A 19,220-nucleotide genomic window follows, 5' to 3' on the forward strand; every position below is an offset into this window, starting at 1 on the left:
TGCCGGCAGACTGGGCGGTGCTGGTGCCGGAAATGACACCGCAGCCGGGCGATATCAGCGTAACGAAAAAAACCTGGGGCGCGTTCCACAATACCGATCTGCACCAGCAGCTGCAGCAGCGTGGCGTAACGCAGGTGGTGGTGTGCGGCATTGCCACCAGTATTGGCGTGGAATCCACGGCGCGTCAGGCATACGAGCTGGGGTACAACGTTACGCTGGCGACTGATGCGATGAGCTGCCTGAACGCTGAAACCCACCACAACAGCATTGAGCGCATCTTCCCGCGCCTCGGCGAAACCGGTACCACTGACGAAATCCTCGCGCTGCTGAACTGATCTTTTCCCTCCAGGGCTGGTGCTGCTGGCCCTTATCTTTGCTGCTCGCTGCCGCGGGTTATTCTGCTGCGCCTCGCTTTCCCTGCCGCCGTTGAGAGTTGGTTGTAACAGCGCTGGTTACTGTCACAGTATGCACAGCAACACGATAACCAATATTTAGCCTGACTTTACGTTTTTATTAACACCAGTGAGCAGCAGGATCAGGTAGAGAAATACAGCGCTATTCTGCTGCAGGGAGGTAGGGATGCTAAAAAAATTAAACGTGCTTTATCTCATCGCCAGTCTGTTTTTTTTGGGCACCGGTATTACTTTAGGTCTGGTGCTGTCACCGTTAATTACCGCGGAAGTGAATGCCACGCAAAAGGAGGTTAATATGGTGAAACAGCAAGCACTATATAGCGGTGAGTTTGATCGCCATCAGCCGGGCAGTGATGCGCTTTACTGGGCCAGCGGCAAGGTCTATCTCAATGAAAACGTTATCGCCTTTGAGGGGGAAATTGCCCCCGGGCCACACTATAAAATTTACCTCACCAAAACTCAGGCGTTTGATCAGCATTCATTTCTGCAAATAAAGCATCAGTCGGCGTTAATTGGCGATTTAAATAACTTTGGTGATTTTATTAAATCGCTGCCGGAAGGCATCGATCCGCAGGAATATTGCGCCGTGCAAATCTGGAGTGAGCAATTTTCGAAATTTGTCGGCTCAGCGCGTTATCGCACCTGAATAAGGCACCGACGTGCGCCGGTGCCCGCTTTAGATTACTGGAAAGCGTAGCTCAGCGTCAGGCCGACGCTGTAATTACGCCCCGGTGCGGGTTCGTAATACCGGCCATTGCTCTCATTAACGATGACTGAGCCGATATAGTGGCGATCGAGCAGATTATCCACGCGGCCAAACAGATCCAGCGTCCAGTTCTGCACCAGCCATTTATAGCCGCTGTTCAGTCCCACCACCGTATACGCCGGCGCTTTGACATCATTCTGGTCGTTGGTCGCAATGTCGCTCAGGTAGCGCAGGTCGCCGCCGGCATACCAGCCTTGCTCCGGCGCGTAGGCCAGTCCGGCGTAGGCCATATTGCGTGCAATACCGGGGATGCGCTTGCCGTCACAGCTGTCGCTGCCGCAGGCGTTACTGCGGTAGCGCGCGTCGAGCAGCGTCCACGCGGCTTTCAGGTGCCAGTCATAGCCAAACTGCTGATCGAGCCCGAGTTCCAGGCCACGGCGGCGCGTCTCACCGGCATTTTTGTAGCTGGTGCGGCCTTCGTAACTGCTGTCTGACACGATCTCGTTTTTGGTATCGGTCTGAAACAGCGCAGCGGTCAGCAGGCCGTTGCCGAGGCGTTTTTTGCTGCCGAGCTCCACGGTATTGCTGGTGGCGGGCTGCAGGTTGAGATTGAGCCCGGCCTGATCCGCCGCGCGGTAGGAGAGTTCATTGAGCGTCGGCGTTTCAAAGCCGCGACCGGCGGAAACATAGGCATTCCAGCCATCATCAATCGCGTATTTCAGCGAGGCCGCAGGCAGCCAGCGATGATAGCGGCGATTACCGCTGTCATCCGGATCGCTGGCGGTCACGTAATAGTCGTTAGCATCGAAATTGACCGTGCTGAAGCGCACGCCGGCGTCCAGCGACCAGCGATCGCTCAGCTGCCACGCGGTCTGCAGATAGGGATCGAGGTTCCACATCAGGTTGCGCTCGTTGCGGCGCAGATCACCCCGCACGCCGTAGTCGGTGGCACCATCACTACGGGTAAAGTTCTGATAGCCTTTGCGCTTCTCGCTCATGGTCTCATAGTCGAGGCCGCCGGTCAGGGTCACCGGCAGCGTCAACAGCGTAGCGCGGTGCGTCCAGCGCGTATCAATGCCCTGGTAGTGGCGCGCCAGTGAAATGACACCACCGGGATAGCCGGCTTTCAGCTGGGTCGCCAGCGGGATGGACTGATACTGGGTGGTTTCGCGCTCACCGGCATAGAGCATCACGCTGAGATCGTCGTTGTCGCTCATCTGGCGCTGGTAGTGCAGGCCCGCCTGGGTCTGGTCGACGGTTTTACGCGCGTTGTACAGCGTGACGTTGCTGGCCACCTGGCGCGGATTATCACGCCACTGATCCGGCGTCAGGCCGCCCGGATCCTGCGCCTCAACGTGAACGCTGTTGAACAGCAGCGTCAGGGTGCTGACATCGTCAATGCGCACGCCAAGCCTGGCATTGCCGAGGTTTTTCTGCGCGGCGCTGTGGTCACGATAGCCGTGCGTGGTGAAGCGCGAAGCCGACACCGTATAGTCAACATCGCCGGCATGGCTGCCATCACCGGTGGCACCGCTCGCTTTCACGCTGTTGCGCCAGCTGCCGTAGCTGCCGTACCAGCTGCTGGCTTCCAGCGTGGTCGGCTGCTGGCCGCGCTGGGTTTCCACATTGATCACGCCGCCCGATGCGTTACCGTACAGCGCAGAGAACGGGCCGCGCAGCACTTCCACGCGATCGATGGAACCGATATCGATATTCGAGGTTTGCCCCTGGCCATCCGGCATGCTGGCCGGAATGCCATCGACGTACATTCTGATGCCACGCACGCCGAAGGTGGAACGCGAGCCAAAGCCGCGCACCGAAATCTGCAGGTCCTGCGAATAATTCTGGCGGTTCTGGATTTGCAGACCGGGCACGCTGGTGAGGTTTTCAGACAGGTTAACGCGCGGTGCGGCGTGGCGCATATCGTCGCCGCTGACAACGCTGACCGCCGCCGGAGTATCCAGCTCAGAAAGTCCACTGGCCGCGGGCGCGGCGCTCACCACCAGGGTATTGCTGGCATTGTCCGCCGCCAGGAGCGGCAACGGCAGGAGTGCAGGCAGCATCAGCAACGGCGCCTGTCGCAAAAGAGCAATTTTCATTTTAATAACCGTAAAAGACGTGAAATGAACCAATCGGGACATTTATCGCGCGTATGTTAATCGTTTTAGCGCGGGTTTGAAAAGCGTTAATAGTAGGGCAGAACCCTGTTAAGTGTGGCGTGAAAAATGTCCTTTCACCGCACCTCTGGCCTGGCTGTTAGCCCCAATTTCTGTCAGTGTGATCGTTTTGCCTGCGGTAAGAAGAAGGAGAAAACATGAGTCAGCAACCTGTAGTGGCGGTACTGGGATTAGGCGCGATGGGACACGCATTTGCCGCCAATCTGTTGAAGAAGGGCTTTACCGTGCGCGGCTGGAACCGCACCCGTGCCAAAGGTGAAGATCTGGTGGCCGCAGGCCTGACGCTGAGCGACAGCGCCGCGCAGGCTGTGGAAGGCGCAGACGTGGTGATTGCCATGCTGGCGGACGGCGCTACCACGCGCGCCACGCTTAACCAGGTGCAGAACGCACTGCAGCAGGGGGCTACCGTGGCGCAGATGGGCACCATCGGTGTTGAAGCGACCGACGCGCTGATCGCCGGGCTGGCGGCCGCACGGCCAGACGTGGTGTTTATTGATGCGCCGGTCTCCGGTACCAAAGCGCCGGCTGAAAACGCGCAGATTCTGGTGATGGCCAGCGGCGACCGGCAGCGCGCCCAGGCGGCGGAGCAGGTGTTCGCCGCGATTGGTAAAGGGACGCAGTGGCTGGGGGCCGCCGGTGCCAGCTCGCGCATGAAGCTGGTGGTGAATAGCTGGCTGATTGGCCTGATGCAGAGTCTTGCCGAAAGCACCCGGCTGGCAGAGCAGTTTGGTTTCACTACCGACGATCTCTGGCAGGTGCTGGAAGGCGGTCCGCTGGCAGCGCCGTACGCCAAAATGAAACTCGGCATGATTGCCAGCGGCGACTTTACGCCGCAGATGCATCTGATCTGGGCGCTGAAGGATGCGCGGCTGGCGCTGGACGCGGCCGGCGACACCTCGCTGCCGGCGCTGGAAAACATCGTCGATGTCTGGCAGCAGGCGGTCGATGCCGGTTACGGCGAGCAGGATCTGGCGGCGGTTTATCAGTACCTGAAACGCTAAATGAGTCAGCGGCTCGACTTTGACTTCTCGCAGCGTCCGCTGGTGCCGTATGCGCATGATTACGCGCACGGCGATGCGGAGCCGTGGCACTATCACCACTGCGCGCAGCTGATACATACTTTGAGCGGCGTGGTGAAAGTGGAAACGCAACACGGCAGCTGGATTGTGCCGCCCAGCCGCGGCGTGTGGCTGCCGGCCGGCACGCGTCATGCGCTGCACATCGTTGGCAGCGTGGCGGCGCGCACGCTGTTTGTCGATCCGCTGGCGCGCGCCGATCTGCCCGCCAGCTGTCAGGTGGTGCAGATATCGCCGCTGCTGCGGGAGCTGATTGTCAGCGCGCTCACGCTGCCGGAGCATTACGCGTCTGGCAGTCGCGCCGAGCGCATTTACGAGCTGATTCTCGATGAAATTCGCGTGATGGACGTGCTGCCGTTTGGCCTGCCACTGCCACACAGCGACCGGCTGCTGGCGCTGTGCCAGCAGATTCAGCAGGCGCCGGGCGAGAGCTGGACGCTGGCGCGCGCGGCGGCGCAGCTGTGTGTGGCGGAACGCACGCTGGCGCGCCATTTCAGTCGCGAAACCGGTTTGCAGTTTAGCGACTGGCTGCGGCGTGCCCGGCTGAGCGTGGCGCTGACCCGGCTGGCACAGGGCGATACGGTGTTGGCCGTGGCGCTCGATCTCGGCTACGACAGCCCGAGCGCCTTCAGCGCCATGTTTCGTCGCGTGCTGGGCGTTACGCCAGCGAACTACTTTCCGGCGGCAGAAAAGCGCCCGCCGCGTTAAGCAATGCCTGCAGCGAAGCGCGCGTCACGTCATTATCAATACCCACCCCCCACGCACGCTCGCCACGGGGCGTAATGCAGCTGATATAGCACACCGAACGGCTGTCGCTGCGTTTGCCCAGCGTGTGTTCATGGTAATCCTCAATGGTTACGGCCAGATCGTAGCGCTGACGCAGCGCGGCGACCGCCGCTGACAGCAGACCGTTGCCGCGCCCTTCCAGGGTTAGCTGCTGCGGACCCTGCTGCAGGCGCGCTTTAATCCGCGTCTCGCCCTGATCATCGCTATGGCTCTCCGCCTGCAGCAGGCGACACCGCGGCTGTTGCAGGCCGTACAGCTGACAGAACAGCTGCCACAGCGCGTGGTGCGTCATCTCCTGGCCGTGAGCATCAGTCTGCTGCTGCACGCAGCGGCTGAAATCCTGCTGCAGGCCGCGCGGCAGTTGCAGGCCGTGATTTTGTTCCAGCAGCCAGGCGGCACCGCCTTTACCGGACTGGCTATTCACGCGGATCACCGCTTCATAGCTGCAGCCGATGTCCAGCGGATCGAGCGGCAGGTAGGGCATTTGCCATACCACTTCATTACGCGCGCTGCGTTCGGCAAAGCCTTTGCGAATGGCATCCTGATGCGAGCCGGAGAAGGCGGTAAACACCAGTTCGCCGGCGTAAGGATGGCGCGGATGGACCGGCAGCTGGTTACAGCGCGTCACCACTTCCAGCACCTCGCGCATATCGCTAAAGTCCAGCTCAGGCGTCACGCCCTGGGTATAGAGATTCAGCGCCAGTGTCACCAGATCGACGTTGCCGGTGCGCTCGCCGTTACCAAACAGACAGCCTTCAACGCGATCGGCCCCGGCCAGCAGCGCCAGCTCGGCGCAGGCGATGCCGGTGCCGCGATCGTTATGCGGATGGACGCTGATGGCCACCTGCGAGCGCTGGCTGAAGTGGCGACAGAAATACTCGATCTGGTCGGCATAGACGTTGGGCGTGTTGACTTCCACCGTGGCGGGCAGGTTGATGATCATCGGCCGCTGCGGTCCCGGCTGCCAGATGGCGGCGACCGCTTCACAGATTTCCAGCGCAAACTCCGGCTCGGTAAAGCAGAAAGTTTCCGGCGAGTACTGAAAGGTCCAGCGCGTGGCGGGCTGCGCCGCACAGCGTGCGCGGATTTGCCGCGCGGCGGCGCAGGCCAGCTCGACGATTTCAGCTTTGCTCTGACGAAATACGCGCTCACGGAACAGCGGGGCGGTGGCGTTATACAGATGGACAATCGCCTGCGGCGCGTCACGCAGCGCTGCAAAGGTGCGATCGATTAAATCGCCGCGCGCCTGGGTTAATACCTGAATAGTGACGTCGTGAGGGATGTGCTGCTGTTCAATCAGCAGGCGCACAAAGTCATAATCGGTTTGCGAGGCGGCGGGAAACGCCACTTCAATCTCTTTAAAGCCGCAGCGCAGCAGCAGTTGCCAGAATGCTAATTTGCGCGCGCTGTCCATCGGCGTAGCCAGCGCCTGATTGCCATCGCGCAAATCGGTTGAGAGCCAGCGTGGCGTGCGGGTGATCTGGCGTGACGGCCACTGGCGATCCGCCAGATTGATGACAGGCCACGGGCGATATTTTTCAGCAGGTTGAGTCAGCATGAGGGTCTCCTTGAGGTCTGCCTGTAGTCTGCAGTAACCTGCCGGACGCGGCTCACGCATAGCTGACAACCCGGCGTGCAAAACTGACAGCTGCCGCAGCGATACCCGTCAGTTAAACCCTACTGTGCTTCGATGCCGTGTTTTTTCATCATCGCGCGCAGCTGATGATAAGTGACGCGCAACAGTTCAGCGGCGCGGCGCTGGTTGTATCGCGCCTGTTGCAGACTGGCTTCGACCAGGGCGCACTCCTGCTGGTTTTGCCACTGGCGTAAATCCAGCGGCAGCGCCGGCAGGGCGTTTTCACGCTGTTCTGCTGCTGGCTCTGTTATCGCAGGAGCGCTGCGTGGCGCAAACGGATTGATGATGATGGTGTCGAGCGCCTGTTCGGTGCTGTGATGACGGTACACCGAGCGCTCCACCACGTTTTTCAGTTCACGCACATTGCCCGGCCAGCTGTGCTGCAACAGGGTGAGCTGAGCGCGCTCGCTAAAGCCGGGAAACAGCGCCAGGCCCAGCTCGCGGCACATCTGAATGGCAAAATGCTCGGCCATCACCAGGATATCGCTGCGGCGCTCGCGCAGCGGCGGCAGCTGGACAACATCGAACGCCAGGCGATCGAGCAGGTCGGCGCGAAAACGGCCGGCGGCGGCCAATGCTGGCAGATCCTCGTTGGTGGCGCACACCAGCCGCACGTTAACCTGCAGCGACTGATTGCCGCCAACGCGTTCCAGCTGGCCATACTCAATCACGCGCAGCAGTTTCTCCTGCACCAGCATCGGCGCAGTGGCAAGCTCATCCAGAAACAGCGTGCCACCATCGGCGCGCTCAAAGCGGCCAAGGTGGCGCTTCTGGGCACCGGTAAAGGCGCCGGCTTCATGGCCGAACAGCTCGGAATCCAGCAGGTTTTCATTCAGCGCGGCACAGTTGAGTGAAATAAACGGCCCCTGCCAGCGGTCGGAAAGGTAGTGCAGGCGGCTGGCGATCAGCTCTTTACCGGTACCGCGTTCGCCAGTCACCAGCACCGGTTTTTCCAGCGGTGCCAGTTTCGATACCTGTTCCAGCACCTCTAAAAAGTTATTCGACTCGCCCAGCAGATTGTCTTTACCGTTTGCCATGATGAAATTCACCACTGATTAATTAATTTCACTACCTTAACGGATTGCGCCGCGCGTGTAAAACAGCCAAACCCAGTAAAATCAGCCTGTTAAAAACTGGCACGCATTTTGTATTAGTCATGAGCGTAAAGACATGACAACCAGAGGAACATCATTATGGGTATTTTTTCTCGTTTCGCCGATATCGTGAACGCTAACATCAACTCGCTGCTGGAGCGTGCCGAAGATCCGCAGAAACTGGTACGCCTGATGATTCAGGAAATGGAAGACACGCTGGTGGAAGTACGTTCCACCTCGGCCCGCGCGCTGGCAGAAAAGAAACAGCTGCTGCGCCGTATTGAGCAGGCCGAAATTCAGCAGGCGGAATGGCAGGAAAAAGCTGAGCTGGCGCTGAGTAAAGAGAAAGAAGATTTAGCCCGTTCGGCGCTGATTGAGAAACAGAAGCTGACCGATTTGATCGCTGCGCTGCAGCAGGAAGCCAGCCACGTTGAAGAGACGCTGGATCGCATGAAAGGCGAGATTGGCGAGCTGGAGAAAAAACTCAGTGAAACCCGCGCTCGCCAGCAGGCCCTGACGCTGCGTCACCAGGCGGCTTCATCGTCACGCGATGTGCGTCGTCAGCTCGACAGCGGCAAGCTGGATGAGGCGATGGCACGCTTCGAATCTTTTGAGCGCCGCATCGATCACATGGAAGCAGAAGCGGAAAGCCAGCGCTTCGGTAAAAGCAAAACGCTGGACCAGCAGTTTGCCGATCTGAAAGCCGATGACGAAATCAGCCAGCAGCTGGCTGCGCTGAAAGCCAAAATGAACCGCAGCGAGTGATCGCCCCGGGCCTGCTAACGGGCCCGGATTGCCGGGTGTACTGAAAAAGGAGAGTCAATGAGCGCACTATTTCTGGCCATACCGTTAACGATCTTCGTGCTGTTTGTGGCACCGATCTGGTTATGGCTGCACTACAGCAACAAACGCAACGGCGGGGCGCTTTCGTCCGGTGACCTGCAGCGCCTGCAGCAGCTTACGCAGGAAGCGCGCCGCATGCGTGACCGGGTCGAGGCGCTGGAAGCGATCCTCGATGCCGAACACCCAAACTGGAGGCAGCCATGATGAACGGACGCAAACTGTGGCGTATTCCGCAGCAGGGCAAAGTGCGCGGCGTGTGTGCCGGGCTGGCCGAGTACCTGGACATTCCGGTGCGGCTGCTGCGTGTGATTGTGGTGCTGTCACTGTTTTTCGGTCTGTTTATGATCACCGTGACCGCCTATTTTATCCTTGGCTACGTGCTGGATGAAAAACCGCTGGACGCACCCTCTGAGCGCACACCAACGGCGCGCGAACTGCTGGATGAGCTGGAGAACACGCTCACCGCCGATGAGCGTAACGTACGCGATATCGAGTGTTACGTGACCTCAGAAACCTTCAGCGTGCGCAGCCGTTTCCGCCAGATTTAATCCCTGTTGCGGGCCCGTCAGCGGGTCCGCTGCTCTAAGAGAGGCGCTATGCATACGCAACGTTTAACTGCTCTGCGCCGCCGCGCAACGCCTGCGTTGAAGTCGGCGGGAAAATTCATCATCATCAGTGCAGTAACCTATGCGCCCGGCGGCCTGGCCGGCTGGGCAGTGAAATCGGTGGCGCGCCGTCCGCTGCGCCTGTTGCTGGCGGCCGCCCTGGAACCGTTGCTGAGTAAGGCGTTTAACCGCCTGTCGGCACGTTTCATCAGGGAGAGCGATGAAAAGACTGCAAAATGAGTTGATGGGGCTGATGAACCGCGGCGTGGATCGTCATCTGCGCCTCGCCGTCACCGGCCTGAGCCGCAGCGGCAAAACCGCCTTTATCACCTCGCTGGTTAACCAGCTGCTCAATGTCCACAGCGGCGCGCGTCTGCCGCTGTTTTCCGTGGTACGCGAAGAGCGGCTGCTGGGCGTGAAGCGCGTGCCCCAGCGTGAGCTGGGTACGCCGCGCTTTACCTATGACGAAGGGCTGGCCCAGCTGTACGGCACGCCGCCGATGTGGCCGACCCCGACGCGCGGCGTCAGCGAGATGCGCCTTGCGCTGCGCTACCGGCCGGATCAGTCTCTGCTGCGTCATTTCAAAGATACCGCCACCCTTTACCTCGAAATTGTCGATTATCCCGGCGAGTGGCTGCTCGATCTGCCGATGCTGGCGCAGGATTATCTCAGCTGGTCACGCCAGATGGTCGGCCTGCTGCAGGGCGATCGTCAGCAGTGGGCCGCGCGCTGGCACAGCCTGAGCGCCGATCTCGACCCGTTCGCGCCCGCCGATGAAAACCGCCTGGCGGAGATCGCCGCGGCCTGGACCGACTACCTGCATCAGTGCAAAACCGAAGGATTGCACTTCATCCAGCCGGGACGTTTTGTGTTGCCGGGTGACATGGCTGGCGCGCCGGCACTGCAGTTTTTCCCGTGGCCCAACGTCGATGATCAGCAGGCCGGTAAGCTGCTGCAGGCACCGGCCGGCAGCAATTTCGCCATGCTGCAGCAGCGTTTCCACTACTACTGTCAGCATGTGGTGAAAGGGTTTTATAAAAATCACTTCCTGCGCTTCGATCGTCAGATCGTACTGGTCGATTGCCTGCAGCCGCTCAACAGTGGACCGCAGGCGTTCAATGATATGCGGCTGGCGCTGACCCAGCTGATGCAAAGTTTTCACTATGGCCAGCGCACGCTGTTCCGTCGTCTGTTCTCGCCGGTCATCGATAAGTTGCTGTTTGCCGCCACCAAGGCCGATCACATCACCGCCGATCAGCACGCCAATATGGTGTCGCTGCTGCAGCAGCTGGTGCAGGACGCGTGGCAGAACGCCGCGTTTGAAGGCATCAGCATGGATTGTCTAGGGCTGGCGTCAGTGCAGGCGACCGAGAGCGGGCTGGTGGATCATCGCGGAGAAAAATTACCGGCGCTGCGCGGTCATCGCCTCGCCGACGGTGAACCGCTGACCTTTTACCCGGGCGAAGTACCGCCGCGCCTGCCGGGCAACAGCTTCTGGCAGCAGCAGGGGTTTCAGTTTGAACAGTTCCGGCCGCAGCAGCTGGATGTCGACCGGCCGTTGCCGCATATCCGCATGGATGCTGCGCTGGAATTTTTACTGGGAGATAAATTGCGATGAGCGATGAAACGCCACTCAAACCACGGATAGATTTTGCCCGCCCGTTGCAGGAGCCTGTGGAGCCGACCCTGCGCGCGGCACACACCTTTAGCAGCGACGCGCAACAGGGGTTTCTGGTGACGCCTGACGCGGAGCCGCTGGAAGAGGGCGCCGGCGAGAAAGTAGTGGAAGCCGCGCTGCGGCCGAAGCGCAGCCTGTGGCGCAAAATGGTGGGCGTCGGGCTGGGTATCTTTGGCATCAGCGTGGTGGCGCAGGGCGTCCAGTGGCTGCACGATGCCTGGCTGACGCGCGACTGGTTTGCACTGGGCAGCGGTGTAGCCGGTGGGCTGATTGTCGCCGCCGGCGCGGGCGCGCTGATTGGCGAATGGCGTCGGCTGTATCGTCTGCGTCAGCGGGCGGAAGAGCGTGACGTGGGCCGTGAACTGCTGAACAGCCACGGCATTGGCAAAGGCCGGGCGTTCTGTGAAAAGCTGGCGCGCCAGGCGCAGCTGGATCAGGCGCATCCGGCACTGCAGCGCTGGCACGCGGCACTGCACGAAACCCATAACGACCGCGAAATTGTCACGCTGTATGCCCAGCTGGTGCAGCCGGTGCTGGACCGGCAGGCGCGGCGCGAAATCAGCCGCCACGCGGCAGAATCGACGCTGATGATTGCCGTCAGCCCGCTGGCGCTGGTGGACATGGCGTTTATCGCCTGGCGCAACCTGCGGCTGGTGAACCGCATCGCGGCCATCTACGGCATTGAACTTGGCTACTTCAGTCGCATCCGGCTGTTCCGGCTGGTATTGCTGAATATGGCGTTTGCCGGTGCGTCAGAGCTGGTGCGTGAGGTGGGCATGGACTGGATGTCGCAGGATATCGCCGCCCGTCTCTCGGCGCGTGCGGCGCAGGGCATCGGTGCCGGGCTGCTCACCGCCCGGCTGGGGATCAAAGCGATGGAATTATGCCGTCCGCTGCCGTGGCTGGCGGAGGACAAACCGCGGCTCGGCGATTTCCGTCGTGAACTGGTGGGTCAGCTTAAAGAATCGCTGGCCAAAAGTGGTGAGAAAGCAGGTCAGGCTGCTAAATAATCTCACCTTGTCTGCCTTTCACGCTGCCGATGGCGTGAAAGGTAAAATTATCTGTGCTCAGCGTGATTTCTGGCGGGATTATTGTTGGTTGTTCCGCTACACTTCTCTTCGTCACCTGCCTCAGAGTGTCAACTTTTCATGACAGAACCCTTCTGAGGCGCTGCAAGTTAGCGTATTATCTCTAAAATCAAAACCTGACTAAGGCTCATCGCAATGCGTTTGGAAGTTTTCTGCCAGGACCGTATCGGTCTGGCGCGCGAGCTACTCGACCTGCTGGTTGCCCGTAATATTGACCTGCGCGGCATTGAAATTGCCTCGCTGGGCCGCATCTACCTCAACTTTTCTGCGCTGGAATTTGACGCATTCAGCAACCTGATGGCGGAGATTCGCCGTACACCGGGCGTGACAGATGTCCGCACCGTGTCCTTTATGCCGTCTGAGCGTGAACATCGCGCGCTGAGCGCGCTGCTGGTGGCGATGCCCGAGCCGGTGTTCTCCCTCGACCTGAAAGGTAAAGTCGAACTGGCGAATCCGGCGGCGCAGAACCTGTTTAACCTCGACGAACAGAAGATCCGTAATCAGAACGCCGGCACGCTGATTGCCGGTTTTAATTTCCAGCGCTGGCTGGAGAGTGAACGTGTTGACGCGCAGGCGCAGCATGTGGTGATCCAGGGGCGTGATTTCCTCATGGAAGCGCGCCCGATCTATCTGGCGCAGGAAGATGAGCAGAACGACCAGCCGGTAGGCGCGATGATCACCCTGAAATCCACTGCGCGCATGGGGCGGCAGTTGCAGAATCTCAGCGTCACCGATGACTCCGAATTCGATCACATCGTGGCGGTGACGCCGAAAATGCGTCAGGTGATCGACCAGGCGCGCAAGCTGGCGATGCACGATGCGCCGCTGCTGATTGTCGGCGACACCGGCACCGGTAAAGATATGCTGGCGCGCGCCTGCCATCTGCGCAGCGCACGCGGTAAAAAACCGTTCCTGGCGCTCAACTGCGGCTCGATCCCGGATGACGTCGCTGAGAGCGAGCTGTTTGGTCACGCGGCGGGCGCGTATCCCAACGCGCTGGAAGGCAAGAAGGGCTTTTTTGAGCAGGCGAACGGCGGCTCGGTGCTGCTGGATGAAATCGGCGAGATGTCGCCGCGCATGCAGACCAAACTGCTGCGCTTCCTGAACGATGGCACCTTCCGCCGCGTCGGCGAGGATCATGAAGTGCATGTGGATGTGCGCGTGATCTGCGCCACGCAAAAGAATCTGATTGAGCTGGTGCAGCGCGGTGAGTTCCGCGAAGACCTGTTCTATCGTCTGAATGTGCTGACGCTGAATCTGCCGCCGCTGCGCGAACGTCCGCTGGATATTCTGCCGCTTACCGAAATGTTTGTGGCGCGCTTCGCCGATGAGCAGGGACTGCCGCGCCCGCGTTTGTCACCGCAGCTGACGCCGTTCCTGACACGCTATAACTGGCCGGGCAACGTGCGCCAGTTGAAAAATGCGCTGTATCGCGCGCTCACGCAGCTGGAAGGTTATGAACTGCGCCCGCAGGATATCGTGCTGCCGGAGCAGGCGCTGGATGTGTCGCTGGGCGAAGAGGCAATGGAAGGGTCGCTGGATGAAATCACCAGCCGTTTTGAGCGTTCAGTGCTGACTCGTCTCTATCTGTCGTATCCCAGCACGCGTAAACTGGCGAAACGTCTTGGGGTGTCACACACCGCGATCGCCAACAAGCTGCGCGAATATGGCCTCGGTCAGAAACGCAGCGAAGGCGAATAATCCGCGTTCTGCATCAACAAGCCGTCTGTGACAGACGGCTTTTTTATCAGCAATAGCCTTACTTCAGCGCGGCCAGTGCCGCTTCATAGTTTGGCTCTTCGGTGATTTCATTCACCAGCTCGCTGTACAGCACCTTGTCGTTCTCATCCAGCACCACCACCGCGCGGGCAGTCAGGCCTTTCAGCGGGCCATCGGCGATCGCGACGCCGTAATTTTCAATAAATTCTGCACCGCGCAGCGTAGACAGCGTCACTACGTTATTGACGTTCTCGGCGCCGCAGAAGCGCGATTGCGCAAAAGGCAGATCGGCAGAGATGCACAGCACCACGGTGTTGTCAGCTTCGCCAGAACGCTCGTTGAATTTGCGCACCGACGCGGCGCACACGCCGGTATCAATGCTTGGGAAAATGTTCAGAACTTTGCGTTTGCCTGCATACTGAGAAAGGGACACATCACTGAGATCTTTCGCTACCAGGTTGAACGGTTTTGCCTGCTCGCCAGCCTGCGGGAAGTGGCCGGCAACCGGCACCGGATTGCCCTGAAAGTGAACATTCTGCGACATACAATTTCCTTTTAACGATGAAAAATCTGGCGTTAACCCCACCAGAACAGGTATAGCGTTTGTTTATGACATAAATTTTAAGGGTTTACGAGCCTAATTCAACGTGGAGCTGCACCAGCACGTTATGACGTCATGGATTTGAGGAGTCAGTATGAGAACAGTGAAAAGTTATCCGGAAGCCTGGCCGCTGCACTCGCCGTTTGTGATTTCGCGCGGCAGCCGCACCGAGGCGCACGTGGTGGTGGTGGAGATTGAGCAGGATGGCCTCAAAGGGATTGGCGAGGCCACGCCCTATGCGCGCTATGGCGAAAGTGAGGCTTCGGTGCTGCAGCAGATTGCTTCACAGCTCGGTGCGTTACAAAACGGCATGACGCGTGCGGCGCTGCAACAGGCGTTGCCGGCCGGTGCCGCGCGCAACGCGATTGATTGCGCGCTGTGGGATCTGGAGCGCCAGCAGCAGCGCACCAGCCTGGCGGCGCTGTGTGAGGCGGTGCCGGCACAGGAGATCGTCACGGCGCATACCGTCAGCATTGATACGCCAGAAGCGATGGCCAGCAGCGCGCTGGCGCTGTGGCAGCACGGCGCGCGCCTGCTGAAAATTAAGCTGGATAACCATCTGATCAGCGAACGGCTGGTGGCGATTCGCAGTGCGGTGCCGGACGCCACGCTGATCGTCGATGCCAATGAGTCCTGGCAGGCAGAAGGGCTGGCGGCACGCTGCCAGCTGCTGGCGGATTTACAGGTGGCGATGCTGGAGCAGCCGCTGCCTGCCGCGCAGGATGCGGCGCTGGCCCATTTTATCCATCCGCTGCCGATCTGTGCGGATGAGAGCTGCCACACGCGCGACAGTCTGGCAGCCCTGCACGGGCGCTATGACATGGTGAATATCAAACTGGATAAAACCGGTGGGCTGACCGAAGCGCTGGCGCTGGCCACGGCCGCGCGCGCGCAGGGATTTGCCATCATGCTGGGCTGTATGTTATGTACTTCGCGCGCCATTCGCGCCGCGCTACCGTTAACGCCGCAGGCCACGTTTGCTGACCTCGACGGTCCGACGTGGCTGGCGGCCGATGTGGAACCGTCGCTGCACTTCTCGCATGGCGTGCTTAAGACGACGGCTGCCAGCGCAGCAGGTTGATCATCGCATCGAGATACACCTCGGTGGCTTCGTCCACCGAGATGGCCGGCATTTCGGCGGTAATGCAGGGCAGACTGAGATCGGCGCACCAGCTGCCAAACGAGCCCGGCGTGGCGTAGCCGACGCTGCTCACCACCGGCAGACCGGTTTGTTCCGCCAGCCAGCTGGCCAGCGGGCTATGGTGCGGATCGTCAATACAGGCCAGCGGTTCGTGCCAGGAGACGACCCAGCGCGGCCGGATACGATGAATCAGCTGGCACAGTGCGGCGGTTTCCGGCTCTGACGCTGGTGCGTTTCCGGTTGAGAGCAGCACATCGCGCGCGTCGGCCATGCTGTTCCAGCGATAGACGGTATCGCCCGCTTGCCAGTTGGCGGCAGGGAAGTTGCGGTTGAGATCAACACCGTTGACATTGGCGCGCAGCCCGAGCTGGCAGCCATCCGGATTGACCGCCAGAATCACATGATGACGCCGCAGCGTGTCCGGCAGCGTGCGCATGGCGGCAGAGAGCGTGGCCACCGCCGCGTTTTCATCGCCGTGGGTGCCGGCAATAATCAGTCCGCTGTCCTCGTCAGCCGCCGGTGCCGGAAACCACAGCAGCGGCGCACCCAGCACCGAATGTCCATACTGTTGCCAGACGGCGTCCAGCTTACCGCGCAGCGGGCGCGGGTGGTGTGTCGACATAACCTTCCTCTCTGTCATGCATCGCGTTCAGCCGCAAAAATTGTGAGCTGCAATCCAGCCTCAACATAACGGTAAACAGCAGACGGGGAAATAGCTATTTATCAATCAGCGATTTGCGATAAAGTGCGAAAAGTTGCTGGCGACGCATTGGTTTGGCCGTCGCCCTTTTTCGGGTCAAGGAGTCGTGATGAAACTAACTTTCCGCACCACGCTGGCCGCGCTCATCATCAGCAGCGCTCTCTCATCCGCCTATGCCGCCAGTGTGCCAGCCGGCGCGCAACTGGCCAGCAGCCAGGAAATCGTCCGCCATATCAAAGATGAACCGGCCTCGCTTGATCCGCTCAAAGCGGTCGGTCTGCCGGAGATTCAGGTGCTGCGCGATCTGTTTGAAGGACTGACCAACCAGGATGCGCAGGGCAAAATCGTGCCGGGCGTTGCGCAGAGCTGGAGCAGCAATGACAATAAAACCTGGCTGTTTACGCTGCGCAAAGATGCGCGCTGGTCCAGCGGTGAACCGGTGACCGCACAGGATTTTGTCTACAGCTGGCAACGCCTGGTCGATCCCAAAAATAGCTCGCCTTTCGCCTGGTTTGCCGCGCTGAGCGGCATTGAGAATGCTGAAGCCATCACCAAAGGTCAGATGAGCCCGGACAAACTGGGCGTGGTGGCGACCGATGAAACGCACCTGAAGGTGACGTTGTCACGTCCGCTACCGTGGTTCCCCAGCATGGTGGCTAACGTGGCGATGTTCCCGGTGCCGCAAAAGGTCATCGCGCAAAACGGCGATGGCTGGACTGCGCCGGGTAAACTGGTGGGCAACGGCGCTTATCAATTGCAGGAGCGCGTAGTTAACGAAAAGATTGTGCTGGTGCGCAACCCGCACTACTGGGATAACGTCCATTCGGTGCTGACGAAAGTGACCTTTATTCCCATCAATGAAGAATCCAGCGCCACTAAGCGTTACCGCGCCGGGGATATCGATATCACGGAATCCTTCCCGAAAAATATGTACGGCCTGCTGAAAAAAGAGTTGCCGGGGCAGGTGTATACGCCGGATCAGCTTGGCACCTACTATTACGCGTTTAATACCCAGAAAGGGCCGACGGCGGATGTGCGGGTGCGTAAGGCGCTGTCATGGAGCATTGACCGCCGCATTATCGCGGAAAAAGTGCTGGGCACCGGCGAGAAACCGGCCTGGCACTTCACACCGGACGTCACCGCCGGCTTTACGCCGCAGCAGAGCTATCTGCAGCAGCACAGCCAGCAGGAACTGAATGCGCAGGCCAAAGCCCTGCTGACCGCCGCCGGTTACGGCCCGGCTAAACCGCTGCACCTGACGCTGCTGTATAACACCTCTGAAAGTCACCAGAAGATTGCGATTGCGGTGGCCTCGATGTGGAAAAAGAATCTCGGCGTTGACGTGACATTGCAGAACCAGGAGTGGAAAACCTATATCGACAGCCGCAACAGCGGTAATTTCGATGTGATTCGCGCTTCCTGGGTGGGCGATTACAATGAGCCATCGACCTTCCTCAGCCTGCTGACCGCCAGCCACAGCGGCAATATTTCCCGCTTCAGCAACGCGGAATATGATGCGGTGTTGAGTAAGGCCAGCAATGAAACCAGCGTGGCGGCGCGCAATGCCGATTACAACAAAGCCGAGCAGATCATCGCTGACCAGGCGCCGATTGCACCGATCTACCAGTACACCAACGGGCGGCTGATCAAGCCGTGGGTCAAGGGCTATCCCATCACTAATCCGGAAGACGTTGCCTACAGCCGGGAATTGTGGATTGAAAAGCACTGACGCTGAACCGCCACGGAGGGCGGTGAACGACCCGGTTGCGCTGTCATTTTTACTCACACCCTGGTAATTGCAACTGTCCCGCGCCGCGCTAGACTGTATCGTATTGTTTTTGCTAGTGAGGCGAGTACGTGAACGTCATTGAAGGAAAAGCGCTGCAGGTGTCGGATGCGATTGTCGCCTGCCAGTTCGACGGCAAGGGTGGCGTTATCGCCATTGAAGATAAAGATGTCATCAACTGCGAGCGTCACTGCTGGCTACACCTGAACTATACCCAGCGGCAAAGCGCCGACTGGTTGCAGCACACGCCGCTGATCCCAGATGCGGTGCGGGATGCGCTGGCCGGTGACAGCATGCGACCGCGCGTGACGCGTCTCGGTGACGGCTTTATGATCGTGCTGCGCAGCGTGAATCATAACGCCGATTCGCGCCCGGACCAGCTGGTGGCGATGCGGGTATTTATCAATGACAAGCTGATTGTTTCTACCCGCCGTCGCAAAGTGTATGCCATCGATGAAGTGCTGACCGATCTGCAAAATGGCAACGGCCCGGTGGACGGCGGCAGCTGGCTGGTGGACGTCTGCGATGCGCTCACCGATCACGCCAGCGAATTCATTGAAGAGATGCACGATAAAATTATCGCGCTGGAAGATGCGCTGATGGACCAGCAGGTCCCGGCGCGCGGTGAGCTGGCGCTGCTGCGTAAACAGCTGATCGTGATGCGCCGCTATATGGCGCCGCAGCGTGATGTCTATGCGCGGCTGGCAAGCGAGAAACTGCCGTGGATGAGCGATGACGATCGCCGCCGCATGCAGGATGTCGCGGACCGACTGGGGCGCGGGCTGGATGACCTCAATGCGGGTGTGGCGCGTACCGGTATTCTGGCGGATGAAGTGGCCTCGCTGCTGGCGGAATCCATGAACCGGCGCACTTACACCATGTCGCTGATGGCGATGATTTTCCTGCCTGCCACGTTTCTCACCGGGCTGTTTGGCGTCAATCTCGGTGGCATTCCCGGTGGCAGCTGGCCGCACGGCTTTACCATGTTCTGCGGGTTGTTACTGGTGATGGTGCTGGGGGTCGCGCTGTGGCTGAAACGCCGCAACTGGCTGTGATGTTACTACGGGGTTATCAGCAGGTCATGAACGGGTAATTGTGGCGGTGCAGGGGAGAAAAGCGGAAAAAACCTGATCGACATCAATAAGCGCATAGCCCAACCGGGGCAAACTCT

19 protein-coding genes are annotated in these 19,220 nt (G+C 59.8%); 14 read left to right on the plus strand and 5 right to left on the minus strand.

Going from position 1 to position 19,220, the window contains the following annotated elements; translation table 11 throughout:
• Together FT726_RS18815 and FT726_RS18820 are read left to right on the plus strand one after the other, a co-directional pair.
• A partial coding sequence (locus tag FT726_RS18815) for an isochorismatase family protein (RefSeq protein WP_346303215.1) occupies positions 1-335 on the plus strand: 335 nt, incomplete at its 5' end.
• Between the two features lie 244 nt (positions 336-579).
• Entirely contained in the window at positions 580-1,059 is a 480-nt protein-coding gene (locus tag FT726_RS18820) for a DM13 domain-containing protein (protein ID WP_215480271.1), read from the plus strand.
• A gap of 35 nt (positions 1,060-1,094) precedes the next feature.
• Here FT726_RS18820 and pqqU read toward each other — a convergent pair whose 3' ends face one another.
• The gene (gene pqqU / locus FT726_RS18825) at positions 1,095-3,218 is read right to left on the minus strand and encodes a TonB-dependent receptor PqqU (protein WP_346303216.1); all 2,124 of its coding nucleotides are present in this window, start codon (positions 3,216-3,218) and stop codon (positions 1,095-1,097) included.
• A gap of 215 nt (positions 3,219-3,433) precedes the next feature.
• Here pqqU and FT726_RS18830 point away from each other — a divergent pair, with 215 nt between their 5' ends.
• Positions 3,434-4,297 carry an NAD(P)-dependent oxidoreductase gene (locus FT726_RS18830; RefSeq protein WP_215480273.1) on the plus strand — a complete coding sequence of 288 codons (864 nt, stop codon included), beginning with the start codon at positions 3,434-3,436 and terminating at the stop codon, positions 4,295-4,297.
• Positions 4,298-5,080, plus strand: a complete 783-nt coding sequence (locus tag FT726_RS18835; protein ID WP_021506142.1) for a helix-turn-helix transcriptional regulator — start codon at positions 4,298-4,300, stop codon at positions 5,078-5,080. It begins immediately after the preceding gene.
• Here FT726_RS18835 and leuA read toward each other — a convergent pair.
• Positions 5,031-6,716, minus strand: coding sequence for a 2-isopropylmalate synthase (leuA, locus tag FT726_RS18840; protein WP_346303217.1), 1,686 nt, complete (start codon positions 6,714-6,716; stop codon positions 5,031-5,033). The genes FT726_RS18835 and leuA overlap by 50 nt on opposite strands.
• A gap of 119 nt (positions 6,717-6,835) precedes the next feature.
• Positions 6,836-7,831 (minus strand): phage shock protein operon transcriptional activator, encoded by a 996-nt coding sequence (gene pspF, locus FT726_RS18845; RefSeq protein WP_125308797.1) that lies wholly within the window; start codon positions 7,829-7,831, stop codon positions 6,836-6,838.
• Positions 7,832-7,987: 156 nt separating this feature from the next.
• Here pspF and pspA point away from each other — a divergent pair, with 156 nt between their 5' ends.
• From pspA to tyrR, 7 genes are all read left to right on the plus strand, one after another.
• Complete coding sequence (pspA, locus tag FT726_RS18850; protein ID WP_058758491.1) at positions 7,988-8,653, plus strand: phage shock protein PspA; 666 nt, start codon at positions 7,988-7,990, stop codon at positions 8,651-8,653.
• A gap of 57 nt (positions 8,654-8,710) precedes the next feature.
• Positions 8,711-8,935, plus strand: coding sequence for an envelope stress response membrane protein PspB (pspB, locus tag FT726_RS18855; RefSeq protein ID WP_058769745.1), 225 nt, complete (start codon positions 8,711-8,713; stop codon positions 8,933-8,935).
• Complete coding sequence (gene pspC, locus FT726_RS18860) at positions 8,932-9,279, plus strand: envelope stress response membrane protein PspC (RefSeq protein WP_288422617.1); 348 nt, start codon at positions 8,932-8,934, stop codon at positions 9,277-9,279. The genes pspB and pspC overlap by 4 nt, the downstream gene beginning before the upstream one ends.
• 48 nt (positions 9,280-9,327) lie before the next feature.
• Positions 9,328-9,576, plus strand: a complete 249-nt coding sequence (pspD, locus tag FT726_RS18865; RefSeq protein WP_021506136.1) for a phage shock protein PspD — start codon at positions 9,328-9,330, stop codon at positions 9,574-9,576.
• A complete protein-coding gene (locus FT726_RS18870) occupies positions 9,557-10,954 on the plus strand; it encodes a YcjX family protein (protein ID WP_058774727.1) in 1,398 nt (465 codons plus the stop codon). The genes pspD and FT726_RS18870 overlap by 20 nt, the downstream gene beginning before the upstream one ends.
• Positions 10,951-12,024, plus strand: a complete 1,074-nt coding sequence (locus FT726_RS18875) for a YcjF family protein (RefSeq protein WP_346303218.1) — start codon at positions 10,951-10,953, stop codon at positions 12,022-12,024. Before FT726_RS18870 ends, FT726_RS18875 begins: the two co-directional genes overlap by 4 nt.
• A 213-nt stretch (positions 12,025-12,237) precedes the next feature.
• Positions 12,238-13,803, plus strand: coding sequence for a transcriptional regulator TyrR (gene tyrR / locus FT726_RS18880; RefSeq protein ID WP_021506133.1), 1,566 nt, complete (start codon positions 12,238-12,240; stop codon positions 13,801-13,803).
• 58 nt (positions 13,804-13,861) lie between these two features.
• Here tyrR and tpx read toward each other — a convergent pair whose 3' ends face one another.
• A complete protein-coding gene (tpx, locus tag FT726_RS18885; protein WP_058780606.1) occupies positions 13,862-14,365 on the minus strand; it encodes a thiol peroxidase in 504 nt (167 codons plus the stop codon).
• Positions 14,366-14,516: 151 nt separating this feature from the next.
• On the opposite strand from tpx, the gene ycjG reads away from it, so the two are divergent.
• Positions 14,517-15,503, plus strand: a complete 987-nt coding sequence (ycjG, locus tag FT726_RS18890) for an L-Ala-D/L-Glu epimerase (protein WP_021506131.1) — start codon at positions 14,517-14,519, stop codon at positions 15,501-15,503.
• Here the strand turns inward: ycjG and mpaA are convergent.
• The gene (mpaA, locus tag FT726_RS18895; RefSeq protein WP_141495471.1) at positions 15,472-16,185 is read right to left on the minus strand and encodes a murein tripeptide amidase MpaA; all 714 of its coding nucleotides are present in this window, start codon (positions 16,183-16,185) and stop codon (positions 15,472-15,474) included. The two genes, ycjG and mpaA, sit on opposite strands and share 32 nt — an antisense overlap.
• Positions 16,186-16,372: 187 nt before the next feature.
• Between mpaA and FT726_RS18900 the strand changes: the two genes are divergently transcribed.
• Both FT726_RS18900 and zntB read left to right on the plus strand, forming a co-directional pair.
• A complete protein-coding gene (locus FT726_RS18900) occupies positions 16,373-17,992 on the plus strand; it encodes an ABC transporter substrate-binding protein (protein WP_104092909.1) in 1,620 nt (539 codons plus the stop codon).
• A 128-nt stretch (positions 17,993-18,120) separates the two neighbouring features.
• Positions 18,121-19,104: a zinc transporter ZntB gene (gene zntB, locus FT726_RS18905; RefSeq protein WP_021506128.1), complete on the plus strand. Its 984-nt coding sequence runs from the start codon at positions 18,121-18,123 to the stop codon at positions 19,102-19,104.
• Positions 19,105-19,220: the final 116 nt, after the last annotated feature.

Source organism: Pantoea sp. Morm, assembly GCF_016643525.1.
Lineage (GTDB): Bacteria > Pseudomonadota > Gammaproteobacteria > Enterobacterales > Enterobacteriaceae > Pantoea > Pantoea dispersa.

What these genes read in the sequence shown, in the direction of transcription:
- FT726_RS18820 (WP_215480271.1), top strand. Translation starts at nt 580, where the DNA reads ATGCTAAAAAAATTAAACGTGCTTTATCTCATCGCCAGTCTGTTTTTT.
- pqqU (WP_346303216.1), bottom strand. Translation starts at nt 3,218, where the DNA reads ATGAAAATTGCTCTTTTGCGACAGGCGCCGTTGCTGATGCTGCCTGCA.
- FT726_RS18830 (WP_215480273.1), top strand. Translation starts at nt 3,434, where the DNA reads ATGAGTCAGCAACCTGTAGTGGCGGTACTGGGATTAGGCGCGATGGGA.
- FT726_RS18835 (WP_021506142.1), top strand. Translation starts at nt 4,298, where the DNA reads ATGAGTCAGCGGCTCGACTTTGACTTCTCGCAGCGTCCGCTGGTGCCG.
- leuA (WP_346303217.1), bottom strand. Translation starts at nt 6,716, where the DNA reads ATGCTGACTCAACCTGCTGAAAAATATCGCCCGTGGCCTGTCATCAAT.
- pspF (WP_125308797.1), bottom strand. Translation starts at nt 7,831, where the DNA reads ATGGCAAACGGTAAAGACAATCTGCTGGGCGAGTCGAATAACTTTTTA.
- pspA (WP_058758491.1), top strand. Translation starts at nt 7,988, where the DNA reads ATGGGTATTTTTTCTCGTTTCGCCGATATCGTGAACGCTAACATCAAC.
- pspB (WP_058769745.1), top strand. Translation starts at nt 8,711, where the DNA reads ATGAGCGCACTATTTCTGGCCATACCGTTAACGATCTTCGTGCTGTTT.
- pspC (WP_288422617.1), top strand. Translation starts at nt 8,932, where the DNA reads ATGATGAACGGACGCAAACTGTGGCGTATTCCGCAGCAGGGCAAAGTG.
- pspD (WP_021506136.1), top strand. Translation starts at nt 9,328, where the DNA reads ATGCATACGCAACGTTTAACTGCTCTGCGCCGCCGCGCAACGCCTGCG.
- FT726_RS18870 (WP_058774727.1), top strand. Translation starts at nt 9,557, where the DNA reads ATGAAAAGACTGCAAAATGAGTTGATGGGGCTGATGAACCGCGGCGTG.
- FT726_RS18875 (WP_346303218.1), top strand. Translation starts at nt 10,951, where the DNA reads ATGAGCGATGAAACGCCACTCAAACCACGGATAGATTTTGCCCGCCCG.
- tyrR (WP_021506133.1), top strand. Translation starts at nt 12,238, where the DNA reads ATGCGTTTGGAAGTTTTCTGCCAGGACCGTATCGGTCTGGCGCGCGAG.
- tpx (WP_058780606.1), bottom strand. Translation starts at nt 14,365, where the DNA reads ATGTCGCAGAATGTTCACTTTCAGGGCAATCCGGTGCCGGTTGCCGGC.
- ycjG (WP_021506131.1), top strand. Translation starts at nt 14,517, where the DNA reads ATGAGAACAGTGAAAAGTTATCCGGAAGCCTGGCCGCTGCACTCGCCG.
- mpaA (WP_141495471.1), bottom strand. Translation starts at nt 16,185, where the DNA reads ATGTCGACACACCACCCGCGCCCGCTGCGCGGTAAGCTGGACGCCGTC.
- FT726_RS18900 (WP_104092909.1), top strand. Translation starts at nt 16,373, where the DNA reads ATGAAACTAACTTTCCGCACCACGCTGGCCGCGCTCATCATCAGCAGC.